Origin of the sequence: Acinetobacter sp. CIP 64.7 (genome assembly GCF_000369745.1) — a bacterium.
In the GTDB taxonomy this organism is placed as follows: Bacteria; Pseudomonadota; Gammaproteobacteria; order Pseudomonadales; family Moraxellaceae; genus Acinetobacter; species Acinetobacter fasciculus.
In genome coordinates this window covers 261,482-281,546 of the sequence record NZ_KB850179.1, presented here as the reverse complement: position 1 = coordinate 281,546, position 20,065 = coordinate 261,482, and the positions used below count along the sequence as shown (strand labels likewise).

The following is a 20,065-nucleotide window of genomic DNA, read 5'->3' as shown; positions in this document are numbered from 1 at the left end:
GGTCAGTGCTGCTCAGGGACGACACCCTGTTCAATCTGTTTTAAAATCTGGCAATCAGACTGTTCATTGCCGGCACATTGTTCCACCGATTGCTGTAATATCATCAGCATATGCTGCATATCGGCAATTTTCTGTTGTAAAAACTGGATATGTTTTTGTGCCAGCTGTTTAACCTCGCTGCTCTGGCGTGAGCTGTTCAGCCACAGACCAAGTAATTCTTTCATCTGCTCTGAAGAAAAGCCGAGTTCACGTGCATGCTGGATAAAACTTAAGATTTTAATATCCGCATCACTATAAACCCGATAACCTGTATCACTGCGTTTCGGAGCCGGCAACAAACCAATGTCTTCATAATAACGAATCATTTTCGCAGAGATGCCAGAACGTTTTGCCGCCTGACCAATATTCATCATACTGACTCCTTAAACTGCACCGGTTGATAGGCTTTTAATCTCAAGGCATTGCTGACGACAAACACGGAGGACAACGCCATCGCACCTGCGGCAAACATTGGCGATAACAATATACCCCAAAATGGATAAAGCACACCCGCGGCAATCGGAATTAAGGCAATATTGTAGACAAAGGCCCAAAACAGGTTCTGTTTAATATTGCGCATGGTCGCCTGACTTAAACCAATGCCTGTAGCCACATGCTGTAAATTGCCTGACATCAACACCACATCGGCTGCTTCAATCGCGACATCGGTACCGGTTCCAATCGCCATACCGACATCGGCCTGGGCCAATGCCGGTGCATCATTGATTCCATCCCCAACAAAAGTGAGCACGCCGTATTGCTGCTGGAGTTGTCGTACGGCATCGACTTTTTCATGCGGCAAGACTTCCGCAATCACCTGATCGATTTTCAGCTGTTTGGCAATCGCCTGCGCAGTATGCTGATTATCACCCGTAATCATCGCTACTTTAAGGCCTTGGTCATGCAAGGCCTGAATCGCGCTATAAGTAGTCGGTTTAATCGGGTCAGCGACAGCAATAATCGCAGCCAGCTTTTGATTAATCGCTACATATAAAGGACTGCGGCCCTGATCACCGAGCTTTTGTGCAGTAGCTCTAAACAGATCGACATTTAAGCCCAAGTCCTGCATCAGACGTTCTGCACCGATATGCAGCTGCTGACCAGCAACCTGTGCTTTTACCCCTGCACCAGTGATCGAATCAAAATCGGTCACTTTACTCAGTTGCAGTTCTTGCTCACGAGCAGCCTGAACAATGGCGTGGGCAATCGGATGTTCTGACTTGGCCTCCACTGAAGCGACGAGCTGTAATACGGTCTGCTGATTAAAATCTGCAGTGACTTCAAAGTCGGTCAGCAGCGGTTTTCCCTCAGTTAAGGTTCCGGTTTTATCCAGCGCGACGACTTTGGTTTGTTGCAGCAACTGTAAAGCTTCACCCTTACGGAATAGCACGCCCAGTTCTGCTGCACGTCCAGTTCCGACCATAATTGAGGTAGGAGTCGCCAGTCCCATCGCACATGGACAGGCAATAATCAGTACGGCGACTGCATTTACCAAGGCGTAGGTCAGATTCGGCTCAGGCCCAAACAGGAACCAGACCATAAAGGTCAAGGCCGCTAGCGCCATAACAGCCGGCACAAACCATAAAGTCACTTTATCAACCACGGCCTGAATCGGTAATTTTGAACCTTGTGCCTGTTCCACCATCTGAATAATCTGCGCCAGTACCGAATCCTGGCCGACCGCAGTAGCCTTGATTTGCAATGTTCCGTTCTGGTTTACCGTACCGCCGACAACCTGATCACCAGCCTGTTTGGCCACAGGTAAAGGCTCACCGCTAATCATCGCTTCATCGATATAACTTTGCCCGGCAACCACTTCACCATCGACGGCGACTTTTTCACCCGGGCGGATTTCAATCAGCATGCCTTGTTGTACATCGGCAATTGCCAGATCAACCCAGTGATTATTTTGTTGCACTCGGGCTGTTTTCGGCTGCAAACCGACCAGATACTGAATCGCTTCCGAGGTTTTACCTTTGGCTTTAGCTTCCAGATAACGCCCCAGTAAAATCAGCGCGACAATAACGGCGGCCGCTTCAAAGTACACATGCACGGTGGACTGCGGTAACAGCTGTGGAAAAAAGGTCGCAATACAGGAAAATCCGTAAGCTGCAATGGTTCCGACTGCGACCAGAGAATTCATATCTGGTGCCAGACGTAATAAAGCTGGAATACCATGCTGATAAAAACGCCGTCCCGGAATAATCAGCACCAAAGTGGTCAGTACAAACTGCAGATACCAGCTGTTCTGGGTTCCCAGCGTATGGGCAATAAAATGATGAAATGCCGGAATCAGATGCGAGCCCATTTCCAGAATAAATACAGGCGCTGTCAGAATGACTGCAAGCCATAAATCTCGTTTCAGTTGTGCCGTTTCATTGGCTTTCTTTTCCTGAAAAGCACCATGACTATCTGCCGACATATCCGTACCGGATTTTACTGTAGCCTGATAACCGGCTTTCTCCACAGCAGCAATCAAGGCCGGAATCTGGGAATGTAAGGCTTTCACCCAGGCCGTTTCGGTGGCCAGATTGACCTGTGCTTCGCTGACACCTTCTACTTTCAATAAAGCTTTTTCCACACGTGCCACACATGAAGCGCAAGTCATGCCTTCAATAGCCAGTTCAATGCGATCGCTCTGAATATCAAAACCGGCTTTTTGCACGGCTTGAGTCAGCTTGGACAATGGCACAGAATTGATCGCACTCACATGCGCCTTTTCAGTGGCCAGATTCACTTGTGCATCCAACACGCCTTCCACTTTTTTTAGGGCTTTTTCTACGCGAGCCACACAGGATGCACAGGTCATCCCTTCAATGTTCAAATCAAACTGTTGCGTCGGTACATCGAAACCGGATTTTTCAATTGCTTGAACCAGCGCAGCGGCAGCAATCGGCTGCTGGCTTTTAATAAAAGCTTTTTCAGTCGACAGGTTGACAGATGCCTCGACCACACCTTCAATTTTTTTCAAGGCTTTTTCCACCCGAGCGACACAGGAGGCACAGGTCATACCGCCAATCTGCACCTGCTGCTCATATAAGCGGTTGCTGTCTTGTTCTACCATGCCCATCTCCATGCCTCAACTCACTGTTGATGTTATAGCTTAAACATTCCCATCATGGTAAGGTCAAGTCCTTCATCTGACTATTTTAAAAATAATGCAGCGTCCTGCTGCGATTTAAAACTACCCAATAAAAAGCCCGAAGATGACTTCGGGCTTGTCTAACAGTGTTTAAAATATAAAATGCATCAATGTTATTCAGCAGAAATATCTTCAAACAGGATCGAAGACAGGTAACGTTCACCACCATCTGGCAAAATCACCACAATATTTTTACCGGCATTTTCAGGGCGAGCCGCCAATTGGGCTGCTGCTGCCATAGCCGCGCCACTTGAAATACCGACCAGGATACCTTCCTGAGCTGCTGTTTTACGTGCCCACTCGACTGCATCTGCACTATGAATGGCAATCACTTCATCAACGAGGTCTAGGTCCAAATTGCCTGGAATGAAGTTGGCACCGATCCCCTGAATTTTATGTGGTCCAGGTGTAATGTCTTCACCGCGTTTGGCCTGACCAATAATTGCAGACTCAGCAGGTTCCACCGCCACAGAATATAAAGGCTTGTTTTTCACTTTTTCAAAGTAGCGTGAAATACCGGTAATGGTTCCACCCGTTCCGACACCTGCGACCAGAATATCGACATTGCCCGCAGTCGCTTCCCAGATTTCTGGGCCCGTGGTTTCTTCATGAATTTTAGGGTTGGCCGGATTTTCAAACTGTTGTGGCAGGAAATATTGTTCAGGGTTCTCATTCAGCAAACGTTCTGCCTCTTCAATCGCGCCCTTCATACCTTTGGCCGGATCAGTCAAAACCAGATTGGCACCCAATGCTTTCACCACCTTACGGCGTTCAATACTCATGCTTGAAGGCATGGTCAAAGTAATGTCATAACCTTTGGCCGCGGCAACAAAAGCCAATGCAATCCCGGTATTGCCGCTGGTTGGCTCGACAATATGCATACCGGGTTTGAGTTTGCCAGATTTTTCAGCATCATTAATCAACGCGACACCAATACGACACTTGACTGAAAATGCCGGATTACGGCTTTCAATTTTCGCAAGTACCGTGGCCGGAGCGGAAATCACACGATTAATACGAACAAGCGGTGTATTTCCAATCGCGTCTGCATTATTACTATAAACCGCTATACCTAAATTATTAGGTGTTGGAAAAGCTGAATCTGTACTCATGATGATATCCCTGATGTTATTGGTTCAAGTCGCTTAAACATCATACAAGCATTTTTTTGCTTTGTAGATGTTTGATGAAACTTGCACTTGATTGCACGAATGTGAACTAAAATACTTTCTGCACTATGCAATAAATTTATCTTATCTATCAATATTTAAAATATAATTTTAATTGATAATTCAATTCATTAAAAACCATAAAACTTAACTGTTTTTAGCAAGGTATTACGGGCTAAGACCCGTATAATTAGCGGGCTGTAACTTTATAATGGACATATTGAATGAAAACCGATTTTGAAATCACGACTATGCGCGATTCAGCAGAACAAGTCGTCGGCATTTTAAAATCTCTGGCCAATACCGACCGTCTTCTTATTTTATGCCATCTGTCTCAAGCGGAACTGAATGTTTCAGAAATTGAGGAAATAACTGAGATTAAACAGCCGACTCTTTCCCAACAGCTCATGATGCTGCGTAAAAGCGATGTGGTAGATACCCGACGCGACGGCAAACAGATTTATTATTCAATTAAAGATCAAAATTTAATTGTGGTCTTAAACACCCTTTATCAATTGTATTGCGGCAATTCAGCTAAATAACGAATCTTTCTTTTTTCAGTCATCAAGATGAGTTTCTTTAAACTCTTATTGATATCGTTCTACACCATTCAATCAAGATCATAAAACTTTAAAATAGGGTTTTTGAAATGATACGTGACTGGCCCAGATGATTCATTTTATATGAATCATCAAGAATCTAGATCAGCTAAGACTTCTTAGCAGAATTTGTGCATAATATATCTATATTTGTGATTTAGACCTTTTTATGCCAAATTCCAAGTCTAAACTTCTGCATAAACTGCCTGCCTGGGCATGGTTAAGCCACTATACGCCGGTCAAATTTAAGTCCGATGTGCTGGCCGCCCTGATTGTGGTGGCAATGCTGGTGCCTCAAGGGATGGCCTATGCCATGCTGGCAGGATTGCCGCCGATCATGGGCTTATATGCCAGTATCCTGCCGATGATCATTTATGCGCTGCTTGGTGGGAGTTCGACTTTATCGATTGGCCCGGTGGCCATCATTTCCATGATGACTTTTGCTACGCTCAATCCACTTTTTGAAGTCGGCTCACCGGTCTATATCGAAGCTGCGACCTTATTGGCACTGATGGTCGGGATTATTTCCCTGCTTTTGGGATTATTTCGTTTTGGTTTTCTGATCCAGTTGATCAGTCATCCAGTGATCCAAAGCTTTATTATTGCCTCTGCCTTATTGATTGCTTTTGGGCAATTAAAGTTTTTGGTCGATCTTCCCTTAAAAGCCAATAACATTCCGGAGTTTGCCAGCAGTTTGCTGCAATATTTTCCGCTGCTGCACGTGCCGAGTCTGATTTTCGGCCTGCTCTCTATCGGTCTGTTGATCTATCTGCCCAAGTTATTAAAATCTCAGGCGGTACAAAGCCGGATCGGTTCTACAGATTTTTTAGTCCGTGCGGTGCCCCTGATTCTGGTATGCCTCGGGATTGCGGCGATTGTCTTTCTGGATTTAAAGCTTCAGGGCATTAAAACCGTCGGTGCAATCCCATCCGGTTTCCCGCCCTTGTCCTTTCCTCACTGGAACTGGGAACTGGTGATGACCTTGTTACCTGGTGCCAGCATGATCGCCATGATCAGTTTTGTGGAATCCTTGTCGATTGCTCAAGCTACGGCCTTACAGCAACGCAGTCATTTAAACAGTAATCAGGAACTGATCGCGCTCGGTCTGGCCAATATCAGTGCAGGCGTAAGTTCAGCTTTTCCTGTGACGGGCAGCCTGTCGCGGACGGTGGTGAATGCGGATGCCGGTGCTAAATCACCTATGGCCGGTGTTTTATCCTCGATTCTGATTATTTTCGTGAGCCTGTTCTTTACCGGATTTTTTGAAGATCTGCCGCTGACCATTCTGGCCGCGACGATTATTGTTTCTATCTGGAAGCTGGTTAATTTCCAGCCATTTTTTGATGCCTGGCGCTATTCCAAGGCAGATGGCCTTGCCATGTGGATTACTTTTCTCGGCGTGGTCCTGATTGATATTTCGACCGGCTTGATTATTGGGATCGTCTCGACCTTTGTGCTGATGTTATGGCGAATCAGCCGACCGCATATTGCGGTCGTCGGTCTGGTCGAAGGTACCCAGCATTTTCGAAATATTCAGCGGCATCAGGTCAGTACCTCCGATCGGGTGCTGTCACTGCGGATTGATGAGAATCTGACGTTTCTGAATGCCAATAGCTTTAAAGGTTATCTGATCAATGAGATCAGCCTGAATGACCAGCTACAACATGTGATTATCAACTGTTCCAGCATCAGTGCGATTGATCTGAGTGCCCTGGAAATGCTGGAAGATTTAAATGCAGAACTGGCCAAACTGGATATTCGCCTGCATTTTGCCGAAGTTAAAGGTCCGGTCATGGACAAGCTGCAAGCTTCTAAATTGATGACGCATCTGAGCGGTCGGATTTATCTGACCCATTTTCAGGCGATTCAGGACCTGGCGCCAGAGATCTTTGAGCAGCATAAAGATTATACAATTTAAGACAACAGATACTGGAACTTATGGCCGGAGATTCAAACCGGTCATAGCTCCAATATTTTTTGAATTTTCAAATATAATTTGAATTTATCTATTTAACTTTGATATTTATTTCATGAATACAATTTTAAATATGCTGATTTATTCATCATTGTAAGAAGTTTTTCTTCAATATAAGCAATGTTTTAAACCCGTTAATTTTAGAATATATCAATAATATCAATATCTTGTTTTTAATATGAAAATATATTTTAAGCCTTGTTTAAATTAAGTATAAAATAGCGCAACTTTTTCCCAAATTTAGCCCTCGTAATTTTCACAAGGCAACCTTATGTTTTCTGCCCTTATGCGCATGAGCTTAGTCTCTCGAATCATCATCGCCATTATTTTAGGTGTGGGTGTGGCTGTGGTATTTCCCGAAGCTACTCCCTCATTAAGCCTATTGGGCGACCTGTTTATTAAAGCCTTGAAGTCTGTTGCACCGATTCTGGTTTTCATTTTAGTTTTAGCTTCTATCGCGAATTTTAAAGTGGGCCAATCTAACGCCGCCATCAAGCCGATTATGCTGATGTATGCGGTCGGTATGTTCCTTGCTGCACTGAGCGCTGTGGTGTCGAGCATCTTATTTCCAAGTACGCTGTTCCTGGATATTGCTGCACAGGCTGACTTGCAGCCTCCTGGCAGTTTGGTAGAAATCCTGAAGAATTTGCTGCTCAGCTTTGTCGCCAACCCGGTTGTTGCAATTGCTGAAGCAAACTTTATTGGCATCCTGGCTTGGTCAGTGGCATTAGGCATCGCTTTCCGTCATGCATCGGATAGCACCAAGACGCTTTTGAATGATGCAGCCTTTGCAGTGAACTATGTGATTCGTTTAGTGATCAGCTTTGCACCTTTGGGTATTTTTGGTCTGGTTGCAGTGACTTTTGCTGAATCTGGTCTGGATACGCTGACCAGTTACGTACATTTACTTGCTGTGTTGCTCGGAACGATGGTTTTCGTTGCACTGGTAATTAATCCGCTTCTGGTTGCCTTAATGACACGCAACAACCCGTATCCACTGGTATTCACTTGCTTGCGCGAAAGTGGCATTACCGCTTTCTTTACCCGTAGTTCGGCAGCCAATATTCCAGTCAATCTGGACTTGGCAAAACGTCTGGGCGTCAAGGAATCAACTTCAAGTATCGCAATTCCTTTGGGTGCTACGATCAACATGGCAGGTGCTTCTGTGACCATTACTGTATTGTCATTGGCGGCTGTAAATACTTTGGGGATTAGCGTCGATTTCAGCACTATGCTCATTCTTTCTGTGGTGGCAACCGTTTCGGCATGTGGCGCTTCAGGTGTTGCAGGCGGTTCATTACTATTGATTCCAGTTGCATGTGGCCTGTTTGGTATTTCTTCGGATATCGCCATGCAAGTGGTCGCCATTGGTATGGTCATCAGCGTATTGCAGGATTCTACTGAAACCGCGCTAAACTCATCGACTGATGTTTTATTTACTGCAGCAGTAGACCGCGCATCAAATTGATTTTATATTGATTAATCAATATGTTTAGCCAATGATGTTGTTATGCCATTACAGCGTTTACCTACCTGGGTACAATTAGGGGCGTTTTTTCTTGCGGTCAATGCCGGCATGATTAACGTCCTGGGTCTGGTGACGGTACTGCACCAGTCTGTTTCACATATGACCGGCAATGTCAGCATGCTGGCCATGGCCCTGCTGAACTGGCAACCAGAACAGATGTTGTATCTCTTTTTGGTCACACTCTGCTATGTCATTGGTTCATCCTATAGCGGGCTCATTCTTGGAAATAGTCACTTTCGCCTAGGGCAACTTTATGGTTACCCTTTAAGTCTGGTGGCTATTTTTATTTTGATCTGCTGGTTATTGTTGCCCTATTTCCCGCGCTACGCCTTGTTATGGGCCTGTGTTGCCATGGGGGTGCAAAATGCCATGGTCAGCCATTATAAAGGTGCCATCATTCGCACCACGCATTTATCTGGCGTACTGACCGACCTCGGCTTGGCGATGGGCTACCGTTTGCGCGGTTTAGAGGTGGAATCACGACGCGTGGTTCTGCATTTGCTTATTTTGCTCGGTTTTTTAAGCGGTGGCATTCTTGCCAGCTGGCTATATCCTTATTTAAAATTAAATGCATTCCTCATCCCGGCAGTGCTGAGTCTGGTTCTCAGTCTCACGTATTGGGTGATTTATTTACGTTATCGACATCAACACGACTAATATCTGGACATTCTCATGGTTAAAAATGCATTGCAGGCACAATTGTTAAAGGCAGGATTGGTCGATAATAAAAAAGCCAAAAAACTGTCTAAACAGGCTGTGCATGAAAAACGCACCGGTGACGGTACCGAGGCTGAAATCAAGGCCAAGATTGAACAAGACAAACAGCAAAAAATGGCTAAAGATCAGGCGATTGAGCAAGAGAAAAAAGCAGCTTTGCAGGAAAAAGAACTCAAAGCCGCAATCATGCAAATGATTAATCAGCACAAAATCCGTGATACTGACGGCGATGCGGTCTATCAGTTTATTGATGACAGCAAAATCAAAAAGGTCTATTTAAACCAGCAGATCTATAATGCACTGGTGGCAGGCAGTCTGGTGATTGCACGTGAAAATGACAGCTATGCTTTCTTGCCTAAAGCTCTGGCAGAGCGTATCAATGCGAAAATGCAGGGCTTTATCATTGTGAATAATTCAGAGAAAAATGAAGAAACCACCGATGAAGAAGATCCATATGCAGCTTATGTTATTCCTGATGACTTGATGTGGTAAGCATCGCGATATCATTACTGAAATATCGAAGATCATAAACCGGCTAAGTCGCCGGTTTTTTATTTGTAGGCACTTTTATTGAACGATTTGCACCAATAGATATGTTTTAAAAAGTTATCCAATATTAAAAAATCTGATCCAAAACTATAAACTTGATCTAAATTTTTGATTGAAGAGAAAGATCGTTTGGAACAGTTTAATTTTATTCGGAATATTCAAGAATGGGCAAATCAGTACCCATGGCTGGAAATGCTATCTTCACTGAGTATTGTGATTTTACTGGCGATTCTTGCCAATCTATTTGCCAAACAGATTGTGGTACGCGGAATACGTCAACTGATTTCCAGAATGCCTTTTGCCAATAATCAGATTTTTGCTGAGCATAGCGTAATTCGCCGGATTGCCAATATTGTTCCGGCAGTGGTGATCATGAACGGGATTACCACGGTACCGCATTTATCTGACAAGGTTGAGTCCTTTGTGCAAATGGGTGCACAGGCTTTTATCTTCCTGACGATTGCCCTGGCTCTTGGTGAATTACTGAATATTTTTAACCTGGTCTATCAGCGTAATCCCAAGTCACGTAACAAACCGATTAAAGGTTATTTGCAGCTGGTCAAGCTGATTATCTTTATTGTCTGTGGCCTGATGATTCTCGGCACTTTCCTGAAAAAGGATGTCTTTACCTTGCTGGCTGGCTTCGGTGCCATGGCCGCGGTGTTGATGCTGGTCTTTCAAAATACCATTTTGTCACTGGTGGCGTCAGTGCAGATTTCATCTTATGACATGGTGCGGATTGGCGACTGGATCGAAATGCCCTCGCTGAATGCGGACGGCGATGTCATTGATATGTCATTACATACCATTACGGTACAGAACTTTGATAAAACGGTGACCACGATTCCGACCAATAAACTGGTGACGGATACCTTTAAAAACTGGCGTGGCATGCAGGAAGCCGGTGCGCGCCGGATCAAGCGCTCGATTCATATTGATCAAAGCAGCGTGCATTTTATGTCGGCTGAAGAACAGAATAAGCTGAAAAATTTTATTTTGCTCGACCAGTACCTGAATACAAAATCAGAGGAACTGGAACAATTTAACCTGCAACTGAGTCATCATTCGCAATATAACCAGCGCCGTCTCACCAATCTGGGAACTTTCCGTGCCTATGTAGAGTTTTATCTGCAACAACATTCGGGCATTAGTAAAAATCATTCCCTGATGGTGCGCCAATTGCAGCCAACCAGTGAGGGTTTACCATTAGAGATTTATGCCTTTACTAATACCACCGCCTGGGTGGAGTATGAAAATATCCAGTCGGATATCATGGATCATCTGCTGGCGATTATTCCGGAATTTGGATTAAAGGTCTATCAAGCGCCTTCAGGTCTTGATTTAAAGGAAGCATTTACTCAACCATCTTCCATTATTACTTAAACACAAGTCATCCAATCTCAAGCCTGACATGCTACTGCATTTCAGGCTTTTTTATTTCATGAGATGTTTAAATCCTGACTGGCATAAATCTGGCTTTAGTTTAATTTTTATAATCTAAGTTTTAATTGAGTGAATCATTTTGTGGCAATTTCACCCAATTACGGGCTTAAAAAAACAGAATCCTTTATAATTCCCGAAAAGCAAAATGCATGATAAGAGTACGATAATGTTTCGATGGCTTGAAAGACTGGTTGACCCCTATCCCACCAAAAATCTGAACCAAACTTTACCAACCAAGTTTTTTCCATTTGTCTGGCAGGCAGCCTATGGAGTTCGCCGTTATTTACTGATTCTGGTGCTATGTACCGCCGGTGCTGCCAGCTTCGAAGCTTTCCTGTATTCAAAAATTGGTGAGCTGGTGAACTGGCTCAGTAAAAGCCAGCCCGATACTTTTTTGGAACAGCATGCCAGCAATTTAACCTTGCTGAGTATTGTTCTGCTGGCCAATATTTTCTTTGCCAGCGCACAATCCCTGATTAAGCATCAGATTCTGTATAGCAACTTCCCGATGCGTTTACGCTGGCGCTTTCATAATCTGCTGATGAAACAAAGCCTGGATTTTTTCCACAACGATTTTGCCGGACGATTATCGGCCAAAGTCATGCAAACCGCTCTGGCAGTACGCGAATTCTGGGTCATTCTGGGTGACATGCTGGCTTATGTGTTGATTTATTTCATCACCATCAATATTGTTTTAGGTGCAATTTCACCCTTGCTGATCATTCCACTAATGGTCTGGCTAGCCTTGTTTATCTGTGCCGCGTGTTATTTCATTCCGCGTTTGAGCAAAATTTCCAATGCTCAGGCGGATGCCCGTGCTGTTATGACTGGTCGTATCACAGATGCCTATACCAATATCCAGACCGTGAAGCTGTTTGCTCATGCCGGTCGTGAAAGCCAGTATGCCAAGACTTCGATGCAGGAATTTATGGTCACGGTATATAAACAGATGCGTCTGGGTGCTCAATACGAAATCAGTATTTTACTGCTGAGTGTAGTGTTATATGGCGGCGTACTGGGTACCGCGATCTGGCTGTGGATGGAAGGTCAGGCCGAGCTGGGAATTATTGCTGCAACTACAGCAATGGTACTGAAACTGAACAGTATTGCCGAATTTATGATGTGGCAGACCTCTGCCCTGTTTGAAAATGTCGGTACCATTCAGGATGGTATGAAAACTTTAGGCCGCAAAATTGCCATTGAAGATAAACCGGGTGCCAAAGAGCTACAGCTCAATCACGGTGAAATTAAATTCGAAAATGTCAGCTTTGCCTATAATGATAAAAACGTGATTGATCAGTTTAATCTGACCATTCGCCCAGGTGAAAAAATTGGTATTGTCGGCCGTTCAGGTGCAGGGAAATCTACCCTGATTCAACTGTTGCTGCATTTTTATCATATTAACCAGGGTCGTATCTTGATTGATGGTCAGGATATTGACGATGTGACTCAGGACAGTTTGCGCAAGAATATTGCATTAGTGACTCAAGATACTTCACTGCTACATCGCACTGTCGCGGAAAACATTAAATATGGTCGTCCAGATGCGACTGATAAAGAAATGTTTGAAGCTGTGCGTAAAGCCAAAGCAGAAGAATTTATTCCTAATCTGACGGATTTGCGTGGCAAAAAAGGCTATGAAGCCTATGTCGGTGAACGTGGCGTGAAACTTTCCGGCGGACAGCGTCAGCGAATTGCAATTGCACGTGTATTCCTGAAAGATGCGCCGATTCTGATTCTGGATGAAGCGACCAGTGCGCTGGATTCTGAAGTCGAAGCAGCAATTCAAAACAGTCTGGACGACTTGATGCAGGGTAAAACCGTGATTGCCATTGCTCATCGCCTGTCTACCATTGCCCAGATGGATCGTCTGATTGTGCTGGATCAGGGTCGAATTGCCGAACAAGGCACGCATGATGAACTGGTAGCATTGAATGGCATCTATGCCCAGCTTTGGCAGCGTCAAACGGGCGGCATGTTGATTCAGCAACAGGTCAAAGCATCGAAAAATCTTGATTAATACAAAATCAGCAAGACGATTAAACCGTTGACGATTTGATTGTCTTCAATACTGAACCGGTCTGGGACAAAAGAAAACTTTGCCCAGACCTTTCTTTTTAAAATTTTCTCTACAGATGAACAGCAAGTTGCCATCTATCTGGTATTTTAATGAAATGACATAACTCTCCAGTTCTGAAAGCACTCTGATGAAGCCCTATTCAATGCTTAGACAATCTTCTTGCCCTGAGCCAGCCAATGCAGAGATGTGACCGGTTCAATAAAATAATTTTAATTTCATCAATAAAATTATGTGGTTTAAATTGATTTTAATGCTGAATTCAGGCTAATCTGCCAGTGGCAGAGTCACAATCGCCAAAATTTTGTCCAACAATTTTAATGAAAAATTTGGCGGCTTCATGCCAATATCTATTTATAAATAAAAAAATTTGAATGAGTGCAACGGATCGCGCATGAAAACAATTGCTCCACGCCAAGACCAAGGAATTCCAGGTGTTTACGGTCTCCTGCTTCTCGATGTCATTTCCCGCTGGGGTTATAATAATGAGTCGCTTTTCCAACCTTTTGGCCTGACTAGTGAACAGTTGGCAGATCCTGATTTTCGTATTCCAACTCCTGTCGCCAATGAACTGGTCAAATATGCCCTGAAACTGACCGGAGAGCCGACCTTAGGTTATCATCTTGGCACACAGATGCGGATCTCGATTCATGGCTTTATTGGCTATGCCATTATGACGGCGAATAATATTACCGATGCGCTGGTACTGGCGAACCGATTTATTCAACTCCGTTTACCCTTCCTGCAACTATTTTTCTCGACTTTTGGTGCCAAAGCCACGGTACAGTTGCAAACCGATATTCAGCTTGAACCTCTGCGCACCGAAATTTCCATTGCCTTGATGATCGGTCTGATCAGTATGGCCAAAGCGATTACAGGCGTTACTGATGCGACAGGAGAAATCGACTTCGATTTCAAAAAGCCGGAAGATTTTGAACGCTTTATGGCGAAGTTCCCCACCCATCAGTTCCGTTTTGAACAACCGCATTTAATTCTGAGCTTTGATAAAAGCTACCTGATGAACAAGCTGGTGCATGCCGATCCGATTGCCAGCCAGATTGCGATTAACCAGTGTGAAACGGAACTTTCTGCCTTGGGTGAACGGCATCGGATTGCCATGCGTGTCCGGGATATATTGACCCATGCTGAGCAACACTATCTCAGTATTGAAAGTGTGGCGGATCGCTTGCACATGTCTGACCGCACCTTAAAACGTCAACTCGCCGCCGAAGGCACCTCCTTTTCTACCCTGGTCGATGAAGTGCGTTACCGGCATGCCACCTCGTTATTATCCCGGACAGATTTCACTCTGGAACAGATTGCCGATGAACTGGGCTATAGTGATGTCGCCAATTTTAGCAGGGCATTTAAACGCTGGAGTGGTCGCAGCCCGAGCAACTGGCGCAAAGATCCTTATTTATAAGGAAATATAAGCCTTTTGTTTTGCTTAAAAAGAATGTATAAAACATGTCAAAAATGATCTTAAGATTTTTAAGGAGTTATCAATGAATCATCCTGCAGAATTAAAGTACGCAAGTACACATGAATGGGTGCGCATTGAGGGTGATCTTGTTGTGACCGGTATTTCCGACCATGCACAGGATGCGTTAGGCGATTTAGTCTATGTAGAAGCACCAGATCTTGATTCACATATTACTGCGGGCGAACAAGCTGGCGTGGTTGAATCAGTAAAAACAGCTTCCGATATTCATGCACCAGTGTCTGGTGTAGTGGTTGAAATCAATCCTGATCTTGAAGATGATCCAGATTTCATTAATGATGATCCATACGGCAAAGGCTGGATCTATAAAATTAAGCCAGATAATATCGCAGATGTTGAAAAACTACTTTCAAATACAGAGTATGAAGCCGGGCTTTAATTTTGATTTTGGATAAAAAAATCAGCCTGAGGGCTGATTTTTTTGTTTTATCTAATAGAAAATTAGAATTTTTTATTCCGTTTCCGAATGATCTTCTGCATCTTTATCAGTTGTTTTCGGTTCTGTAATCATGGAAAATTGGGTGGCTTGCCCAGCCGGAGCATTGTCTTGACGATTACTTTTTAATTTGATCTGTAAACGTAATTCATTGGTTGAATCGGCATTACGTAATGCTTCTTCATAAGAAATTTCGCCTTGGTTATAGAGTTCAAATAAAGCCTGATCAAAGGTCTGCATTCCCAATTCCCGTGATTTTGCCATAATCGCTTTCAACTCATGAAACTCTCCTTTCAAAATCAAGTCTGAAATGAGCGGTGTATTTAACATGATTTCAATGGCTGCTCGACGTCCCTTGCCATCCTGAGTCCGAACCAAACGCTGTGAAATAATAGCCTTCATATTGGAGGACAAATCCATCAACAACTGATTGCGACGTTCTTCTGGGAAGAAGTTAATAATCCGGTCTAAAGTCTGGTTGGCATTATTGGAATGCAACGTACCTAAACAAAGATGCCCAGTTTCAGCAAAAGCAATCGCATGTTCCATAGTTTCTGTATCGCGGATTTCCCCGATCAAAATCACATCGGGTGCCTGACGTAAGGTATTTTTTAAAGCATTTTGCCAAGAATGGCTATCTACCCCGACTTCACGATGGGTAATCATGGATTTTTTATGCTTGTGTACATATTCCACCGGATCTTCTACCGTGATGATATATCCAGCCGAGTTTTCATTCCGATAGTCAATCATCGCTGCCAGTGAAGTTGATTTACCCGAACCGGTTCCACCGACCACCAAGACTAGACCACGTTTTTCCATAATCACATGTTTCAGCGATTCAGGCAGTTTTAACTTCTGGAAATTTGGGATTTCCGCAGTGATGGTACGAATCACCATACCGATATTCAACTGTTGCTGGAATACATTGACCCGGAAACGTGAAATACCCGGAACAGTAATCGCAAAATTACACTCAAGTTCGGTTTCAAATTCATTGCGCTGTTTTTCATTCATTAGGCTATAAGCAAAGAGCTTGGTTTTCTCAGCGGTCAGGGTCTGCTGTCCAAATGGTTTCATCAAACCTTGATGTTTAATACTTGGTGGAAAATCTGCAGTAATAAATAAATCTGAACCGCCATATTCAACCACTTTGGTTAGCATATGGTGCATAAATTTTCGTGCTTCTTCTAAAAGCTCTAGCGCAAACATTGAGATCCCCAAGTGAACGGATTTGATATTTAAATATTTGAAAAATTTATATATTCAGAGAGATATACTGGTTTTTATTGTGTCTAGAGTTAGACAAGGACACAAACAGATTTTAATAATTTGATGAAAATTATCGTCACAATTATGTGACCTATTACAGGTTAATTATATTTATAAATAACTGCTTCCTGATATTCAAAAAAGCACTTTCCCCGCTGCTCAAGCAGAGAAAGTGGTTTTTAAATTTAGGCACTACGTTTCAGACAACTGATCGCTAAAGTATTGGCCACCTCCAGTAACAGTTGTCGTGTTTTTCCCCAGCCCAGACATCCATCAGTAACAGATTGACCATAAGTCATTTGCTCAGAAATTTTCTGGTTGCCATCTACCAAATGACTTTCTAGCATTACGCCACGAACATTGGTCTGTAAGCGCTCTGCCACGATCTGCTCCAATACTTCAGGCTGCAGCATAGGATTTTTTGAGCTATTGCCATGACTACAGTCAATCACCAATGCCGGTAAGTCGATCTGATGTTTGGCCCGGATTTTCTCAATTTCTGACAATTGGTAATTTGGTCCGCTATTCGAGCCACGTAAAATCAAATGTGCTTTAGGATTACCTTGCGAGTGTAAAATGCATGGTAAACCAGACTGGCTCATCCCCAGGAATTGATGTGGATGAGAGGCAGACTGAATGGCATCCAGAGCAATCTGGATCGAACCATCAGTACCATTTTTGAAACCAATGCTATATGGCATATGACTGGAAATTTCACGGTGAATTTGTGATTCGCTGGTACGTGCTCCAATCGCACCCCAAGCTAGTAAGTCATCGAAATAAGCAGTTGCCATCGGGCTGAGGATTTCAGAGGCAATCGGCAGACCCATTTCAATGATTTTGAGGTATAAGTCACGGGATTTTTCCAAGCCCAATTGCATATTGGATGAACCATCCAGATTTGGATCGTAAAGGAAACCTTTCCAGCCTACCGTAGTCCGTGGTTTTTCGATATAAGCACGCATCACCAGGAAAATCTGATCAGATAGCTGTGACTGAAGTTGTTTTAATTTTTCTGCATAGTCTAGCGCGGAAGCTTCATCATGAATGGAACATGGGCCTGTGACCACCATTAAACGATGATCCTTGCCTTCTAATATATTTTGAATAGTTTGACGGTGTTCAGCGACTTGGCTGGCTAATTGCGGAGACAGTGGCAATTGCTGCTTAAGCTGCTGAGGTAAAATTAAAATGCTTTCAGCATGATGTTGTTGTGATGTATTTGGGGTATTCATGACTTTAATCCTGGGACTGGCAATCAGTCCAAACTTTTATTTGAGCGTTATGGGTCTAATCGAAGGTGTTGTGAGTGTCATTAGCTGACTAAAATAAGACCAATAAAAGTTGTTAAAGTATGAATAGTTAAAGTTTGTCATGGCTGTCTCCAAAATATTGTAAAAAATGAAAGGCATAAAAAAACCTGATCAGGGTTGCCGATCAGGTATAAACTGGTGGGCAACCTTTTCATTGCCCAAACGCATTCAGGCAATTAGCTAAACTGCCAGAAATAAAAATATGCGTTTGAAATGATAGGTTGCTTTAACATGTTATGTCTTTCATAAAATGTGATTCTGAAATTAAAATACGCGCTCTGTGATCATTTGACAAGCATTAAATATAAAAAAATATTTATTAACTTTTCTACTTTTATTTATTAATTCATCAAACCGTGAGATGTATCACTAAAATTGGTAAAACCCACAAACCTATTGCAGATTTTACCAAAGAAACTTCAGTTTAATCCAAAGATTAAAAATTAACGTGAAACACGATTCCAGGCATCACGCACTGCAAATTTAGCCTGTTCCCAGTTTAAACGAGATTCGCCTTTCATTTGTTCCCATTTCAGTCTCAAATCAGGTTCTACGTCTTCAAAACGGGTATGGGCATCATAGCTGCCACGGTTTTCATAACCGACTCGGTAGGCCGTATCATAATCACGGTCATAATCCAGATCGCTATAGCTAGTACGGGCATCTGAATAGTATGGCGTATTGATCGAATTATCACGCCAGTAAGCTTGCTCTTCTGTTGGATTTATAGCTTCGCCTACACCTTTACCTGCCAGACCACCAACAACAGCACCGACTACACCACCAACAGCGACACCGACTGGACCGCCTGCAGCACCAATGGCTGCACCTGCCGCTGCGCCACCTGCAGCACCTACACCTGTACCTACAGGATGTGCGCCAGGTTCACCCGTAATTGGATCAGCATTTAAATCATCGCGGACATCTTTAGGCGCATTCTTAATTACATCACGATCAAAATTATCATTCGACATAGAGCTTATCCTTATTCTTTAAAATGGTTTTATCACGTATTTTCATACGTCCTATTTAATATAAGCATCTGGCATGTAATGACATTAGCAGGCGTGTGTTGTTTCAGTGACTCTCTGTGAGGCTTTCATGCACTAATGTATCCTGAATCAAGTGAAAGCCGCATAAAAAAGACCGGTTTAATACCGGTCTTTTTTAGATTAAAACAGCTTAGTCAAAATGAATGACTGTACGGATCGACTTGCCTTCATGCATTAGGTCAAAAGCTTCATTGATCTGACCTAATGGCATGGTATGAGTCACAAAAGGTTCCAGCTGAATTTCACCTTTCATGGATTGCTCTACCATTCCCGGTAATTGTGAACGACCTTTCCCCCCACCAAAAGCAGTACCCATCCATTTACGACCTGTGACTAACTGGAATAGACGGGTTGAAATTTCTTTACCTGCTCCGGCTACACCAATAATTACCGACTGACCCCAGCCACGATGCGCACATTCTAGTGCTGAACGCATTACATCTACATTACCGATACATTCGAATGAATGGTCTACCCCCCAACCAGTCATTTCGACGATCACTTGCTGGATCGGCTGATCATAGTCTTTTGGATTCAGGAAATCTGTTGCACCAAACTGTTTCGCCAGTTCAAATTTATCCGGATTGGTATCAATCACAATGATACGGCCGGCTTTGGCCTGACGTGCGCCTTGTACTACAGCAAGACCGATACCACCTAAACCAAATACTGCAACACTGTCGCCTTCCTGAACTTTAGCGGTGTTATGCACCAATACCGGTAGTCACCCCACAACCAAGCAGGCAAACATGCTCATGGTTGGCTTCAGGATTAATTTTTGCCAGAGAAACTTCAGCTACCACGGTATATTCAGAAAAAGTTGAACAACCCATATAGTGATAGATCGGCTCGCCATTATAAGAGAAACGGGTCGTACCATCTGGCATGACACCTTTACCCTGGGTCGCACGCACAGCAACACACAGGTTGGTCTTACCTGATTTACAGAACAAGCATTCGCCACACTCAGCAGTATAAAGCGGAATCACGTGATCGCCCGGTTTCAGGCTGGTGACCCCTTCACCTACTTCAACGACCACACCCGCACCTTCATGACCCAAAATTGCAGGAAATACACCTTCAGGATCTTCACTAGACAAGGTAAATGCATCGGTATGACACACGCCTGTATGGCTAATTTTTACCAGTACTTCACCTGCTTTTGGTGGAGCAACATCCACTTCTACAATTTCTAATGGCTGGCCTGGACCAAACGCAACTGCTGCACGTGATTTCATGTAAAACTGTCTTTT

Annotated in this window: 15 protein-coding genes and 1 pseudogene; 9 read left to right on the top strand and 7 right to left on the bottom strand. The window is 43.7% G+C overall.

Translation table 11 applies throughout. The features are described from left to right. Positions 1 to 2: 2 nt before the first annotated feature. The 3 genes from cueR to cysK all read right to left on the bottom strand — a co-directional run bounded on the left by cueR (position 3) and on the right by cysK (position 4,293). On the bottom strand, positions 3 to 413 hold the full coding sequence (gene cueR / locus F890_RS07740) for a Cu(I)-responsive transcriptional regulator (protein ID WP_005266316.1): 411 nt from the start codon (positions 411 to 413) through the stop codon (positions 3 to 5). After that, positions 410 to 3,109, bottom strand: a complete 2,700-nt coding sequence (locus tag F890_RS07735; RefSeq protein ID WP_005266310.1) for a heavy metal translocating P-type ATPase — start codon at positions 3,107 to 3,109, stop codon at positions 410 to 412. The genes cueR and F890_RS07735 overlap by 4 nt, the downstream gene beginning before the upstream one ends. A gap of 185 nt (positions 3,110 to 3,294) precedes the next feature. Continuing rightward, entirely contained in the window at positions 3,295 to 4,293 is a 999-nt protein-coding gene (cysK, locus tag F890_RS07730) for a cysteine synthase A (RefSeq protein WP_005266308.1), read from the bottom strand. 281 nt (positions 4,294 to 4,574) lie between these two features. On the opposite strand from cysK, the gene F890_RS07725 reads away from it, so the two are divergent. From F890_RS07725 to gcvH, 9 genes are all read left to right on the top strand, one after another. After that, positions 4,575 to 4,892, top strand: a complete 318-nt coding sequence (locus F890_RS07725; RefSeq protein WP_005266304.1) for an ArsR/SmtB family transcription factor — start codon at positions 4,575 to 4,577, stop codon at positions 4,890 to 4,892. 226 nt (positions 4,893 to 5,118) lie between these two features. Further along, positions 5,119 to 6,867 (top strand): SulP family inorganic anion transporter, encoded by a 1,749-nt coding sequence (locus F890_RS07720; RefSeq protein WP_005266303.1) that lies wholly within the window; start codon positions 5,119 to 5,121, stop codon positions 6,865 to 6,867. A 328-nt stretch (positions 6,868 to 7,195) separates the two neighbouring features. Then, positions 7,196 to 8,392: a serine/threonine transporter SstT gene (sstT, locus tag F890_RS07715; RefSeq protein ID WP_004731137.1), complete on the top strand. Its 1,197-nt coding sequence runs from the start codon at positions 7,196 to 7,198 to the stop codon at positions 8,390 to 8,392. A gap of 42 nt (positions 8,393 to 8,434) precedes the next feature. After that, complete coding sequence (locus F890_RS07710; protein ID WP_004647063.1) at positions 8,435 to 9,109, top strand: YoaK family protein; 675 nt, start codon at positions 8,435 to 8,437, stop codon at positions 9,107 to 9,109. Positions 9,110 to 9,124: 15 nt separating this feature from the next. Beyond that, the gene (locus tag F890_RS07705) at positions 9,125 to 9,661 is read left to right on the top strand and encodes a DUF2058 domain-containing protein (RefSeq protein ID WP_005266302.1); all 537 of its coding nucleotides are present in this window, start codon (positions 9,125 to 9,127) and stop codon (positions 9,659 to 9,661) included. Positions 9,662 to 9,826: 165 nt separating this feature from the next. Continuing rightward, entirely contained in the window at positions 9,827 to 11,101 is a 1,275-nt protein-coding gene (locus tag F890_RS07700) for a mechanosensitive ion channel family protein (RefSeq protein WP_005266301.1), read from the top strand. Positions 11,102 to 11,327: 226 nt separating this feature from the next. After that, positions 11,328 to 13,181: an ABC transporter ATP-binding protein gene (locus tag F890_RS07695; protein WP_005266300.1), complete on the top strand. Its 1,854-nt coding sequence runs from the start codon at positions 11,328 to 11,330 to the stop codon at positions 13,179 to 13,181. Between the two features lie 451 nt (positions 13,182 to 13,632). After that, the gene (locus F890_RS07690; protein ID WP_005246182.1) at positions 13,633 to 14,661 is read left to right on the top strand and encodes an AraC family transcriptional regulator; all 1,029 of its coding nucleotides are present in this window, start codon (positions 13,633 to 13,635) and stop codon (positions 14,659 to 14,661) included. An 82-nt stretch (positions 14,662 to 14,743) separates the two neighbouring features. Beyond that, complete coding sequence (gcvH, locus tag F890_RS07685; protein ID WP_004647068.1) at positions 14,744 to 15,118, top strand: glycine cleavage system protein GcvH; 375 nt, start codon at positions 14,744 to 14,746, stop codon at positions 15,116 to 15,118. Positions 15,119 to 15,190: 72 nt separating this feature from the next. Here the strand turns inward: gcvH and F890_RS07680 are convergent, their stop codons facing one another. From F890_RS07680 to F890_RS07665, 4 genes and pseudogenes are all read right to left on the bottom strand, one after another. Beyond that, positions 15,191 to 16,387 carry a PilT/PilU family type 4a pilus ATPase gene (locus F890_RS07680; protein WP_005266299.1) on the bottom strand — a complete coding sequence of 399 codons (1,197 nt, stop codon included), beginning with the start codon at positions 16,385 to 16,387 and terminating at the stop codon, positions 15,191 to 15,193. 245 nt (positions 16,388 to 16,632) lie between these two features. After that, entirely contained in the window at positions 16,633 to 17,682 is a 1,050-nt protein-coding gene (locus F890_RS07675) for a 3-deoxy-7-phosphoheptulonate synthase (protein WP_005266298.1), read from the bottom strand. Between the two features lie 521 nt (positions 17,683 to 18,203). Further along, positions 18,204 to 18,734, bottom strand: coding sequence for a hypothetical protein (locus F890_RS07670; RefSeq protein WP_005266297.1), 531 nt, complete (start codon positions 18,732 to 18,734; stop codon positions 18,204 to 18,206). 208 nt (positions 18,735 to 18,942) lie between these two features. Next, positions 18,943 to 20,050: pseudogene (locus F890_RS07665) on the bottom strand (S-(hydroxymethyl)glutathione dehydrogenase/class III alcohol dehydrogenase). Between the last annotated feature and the right edge of the window lie 15 nt (positions 20,051 to 20,065).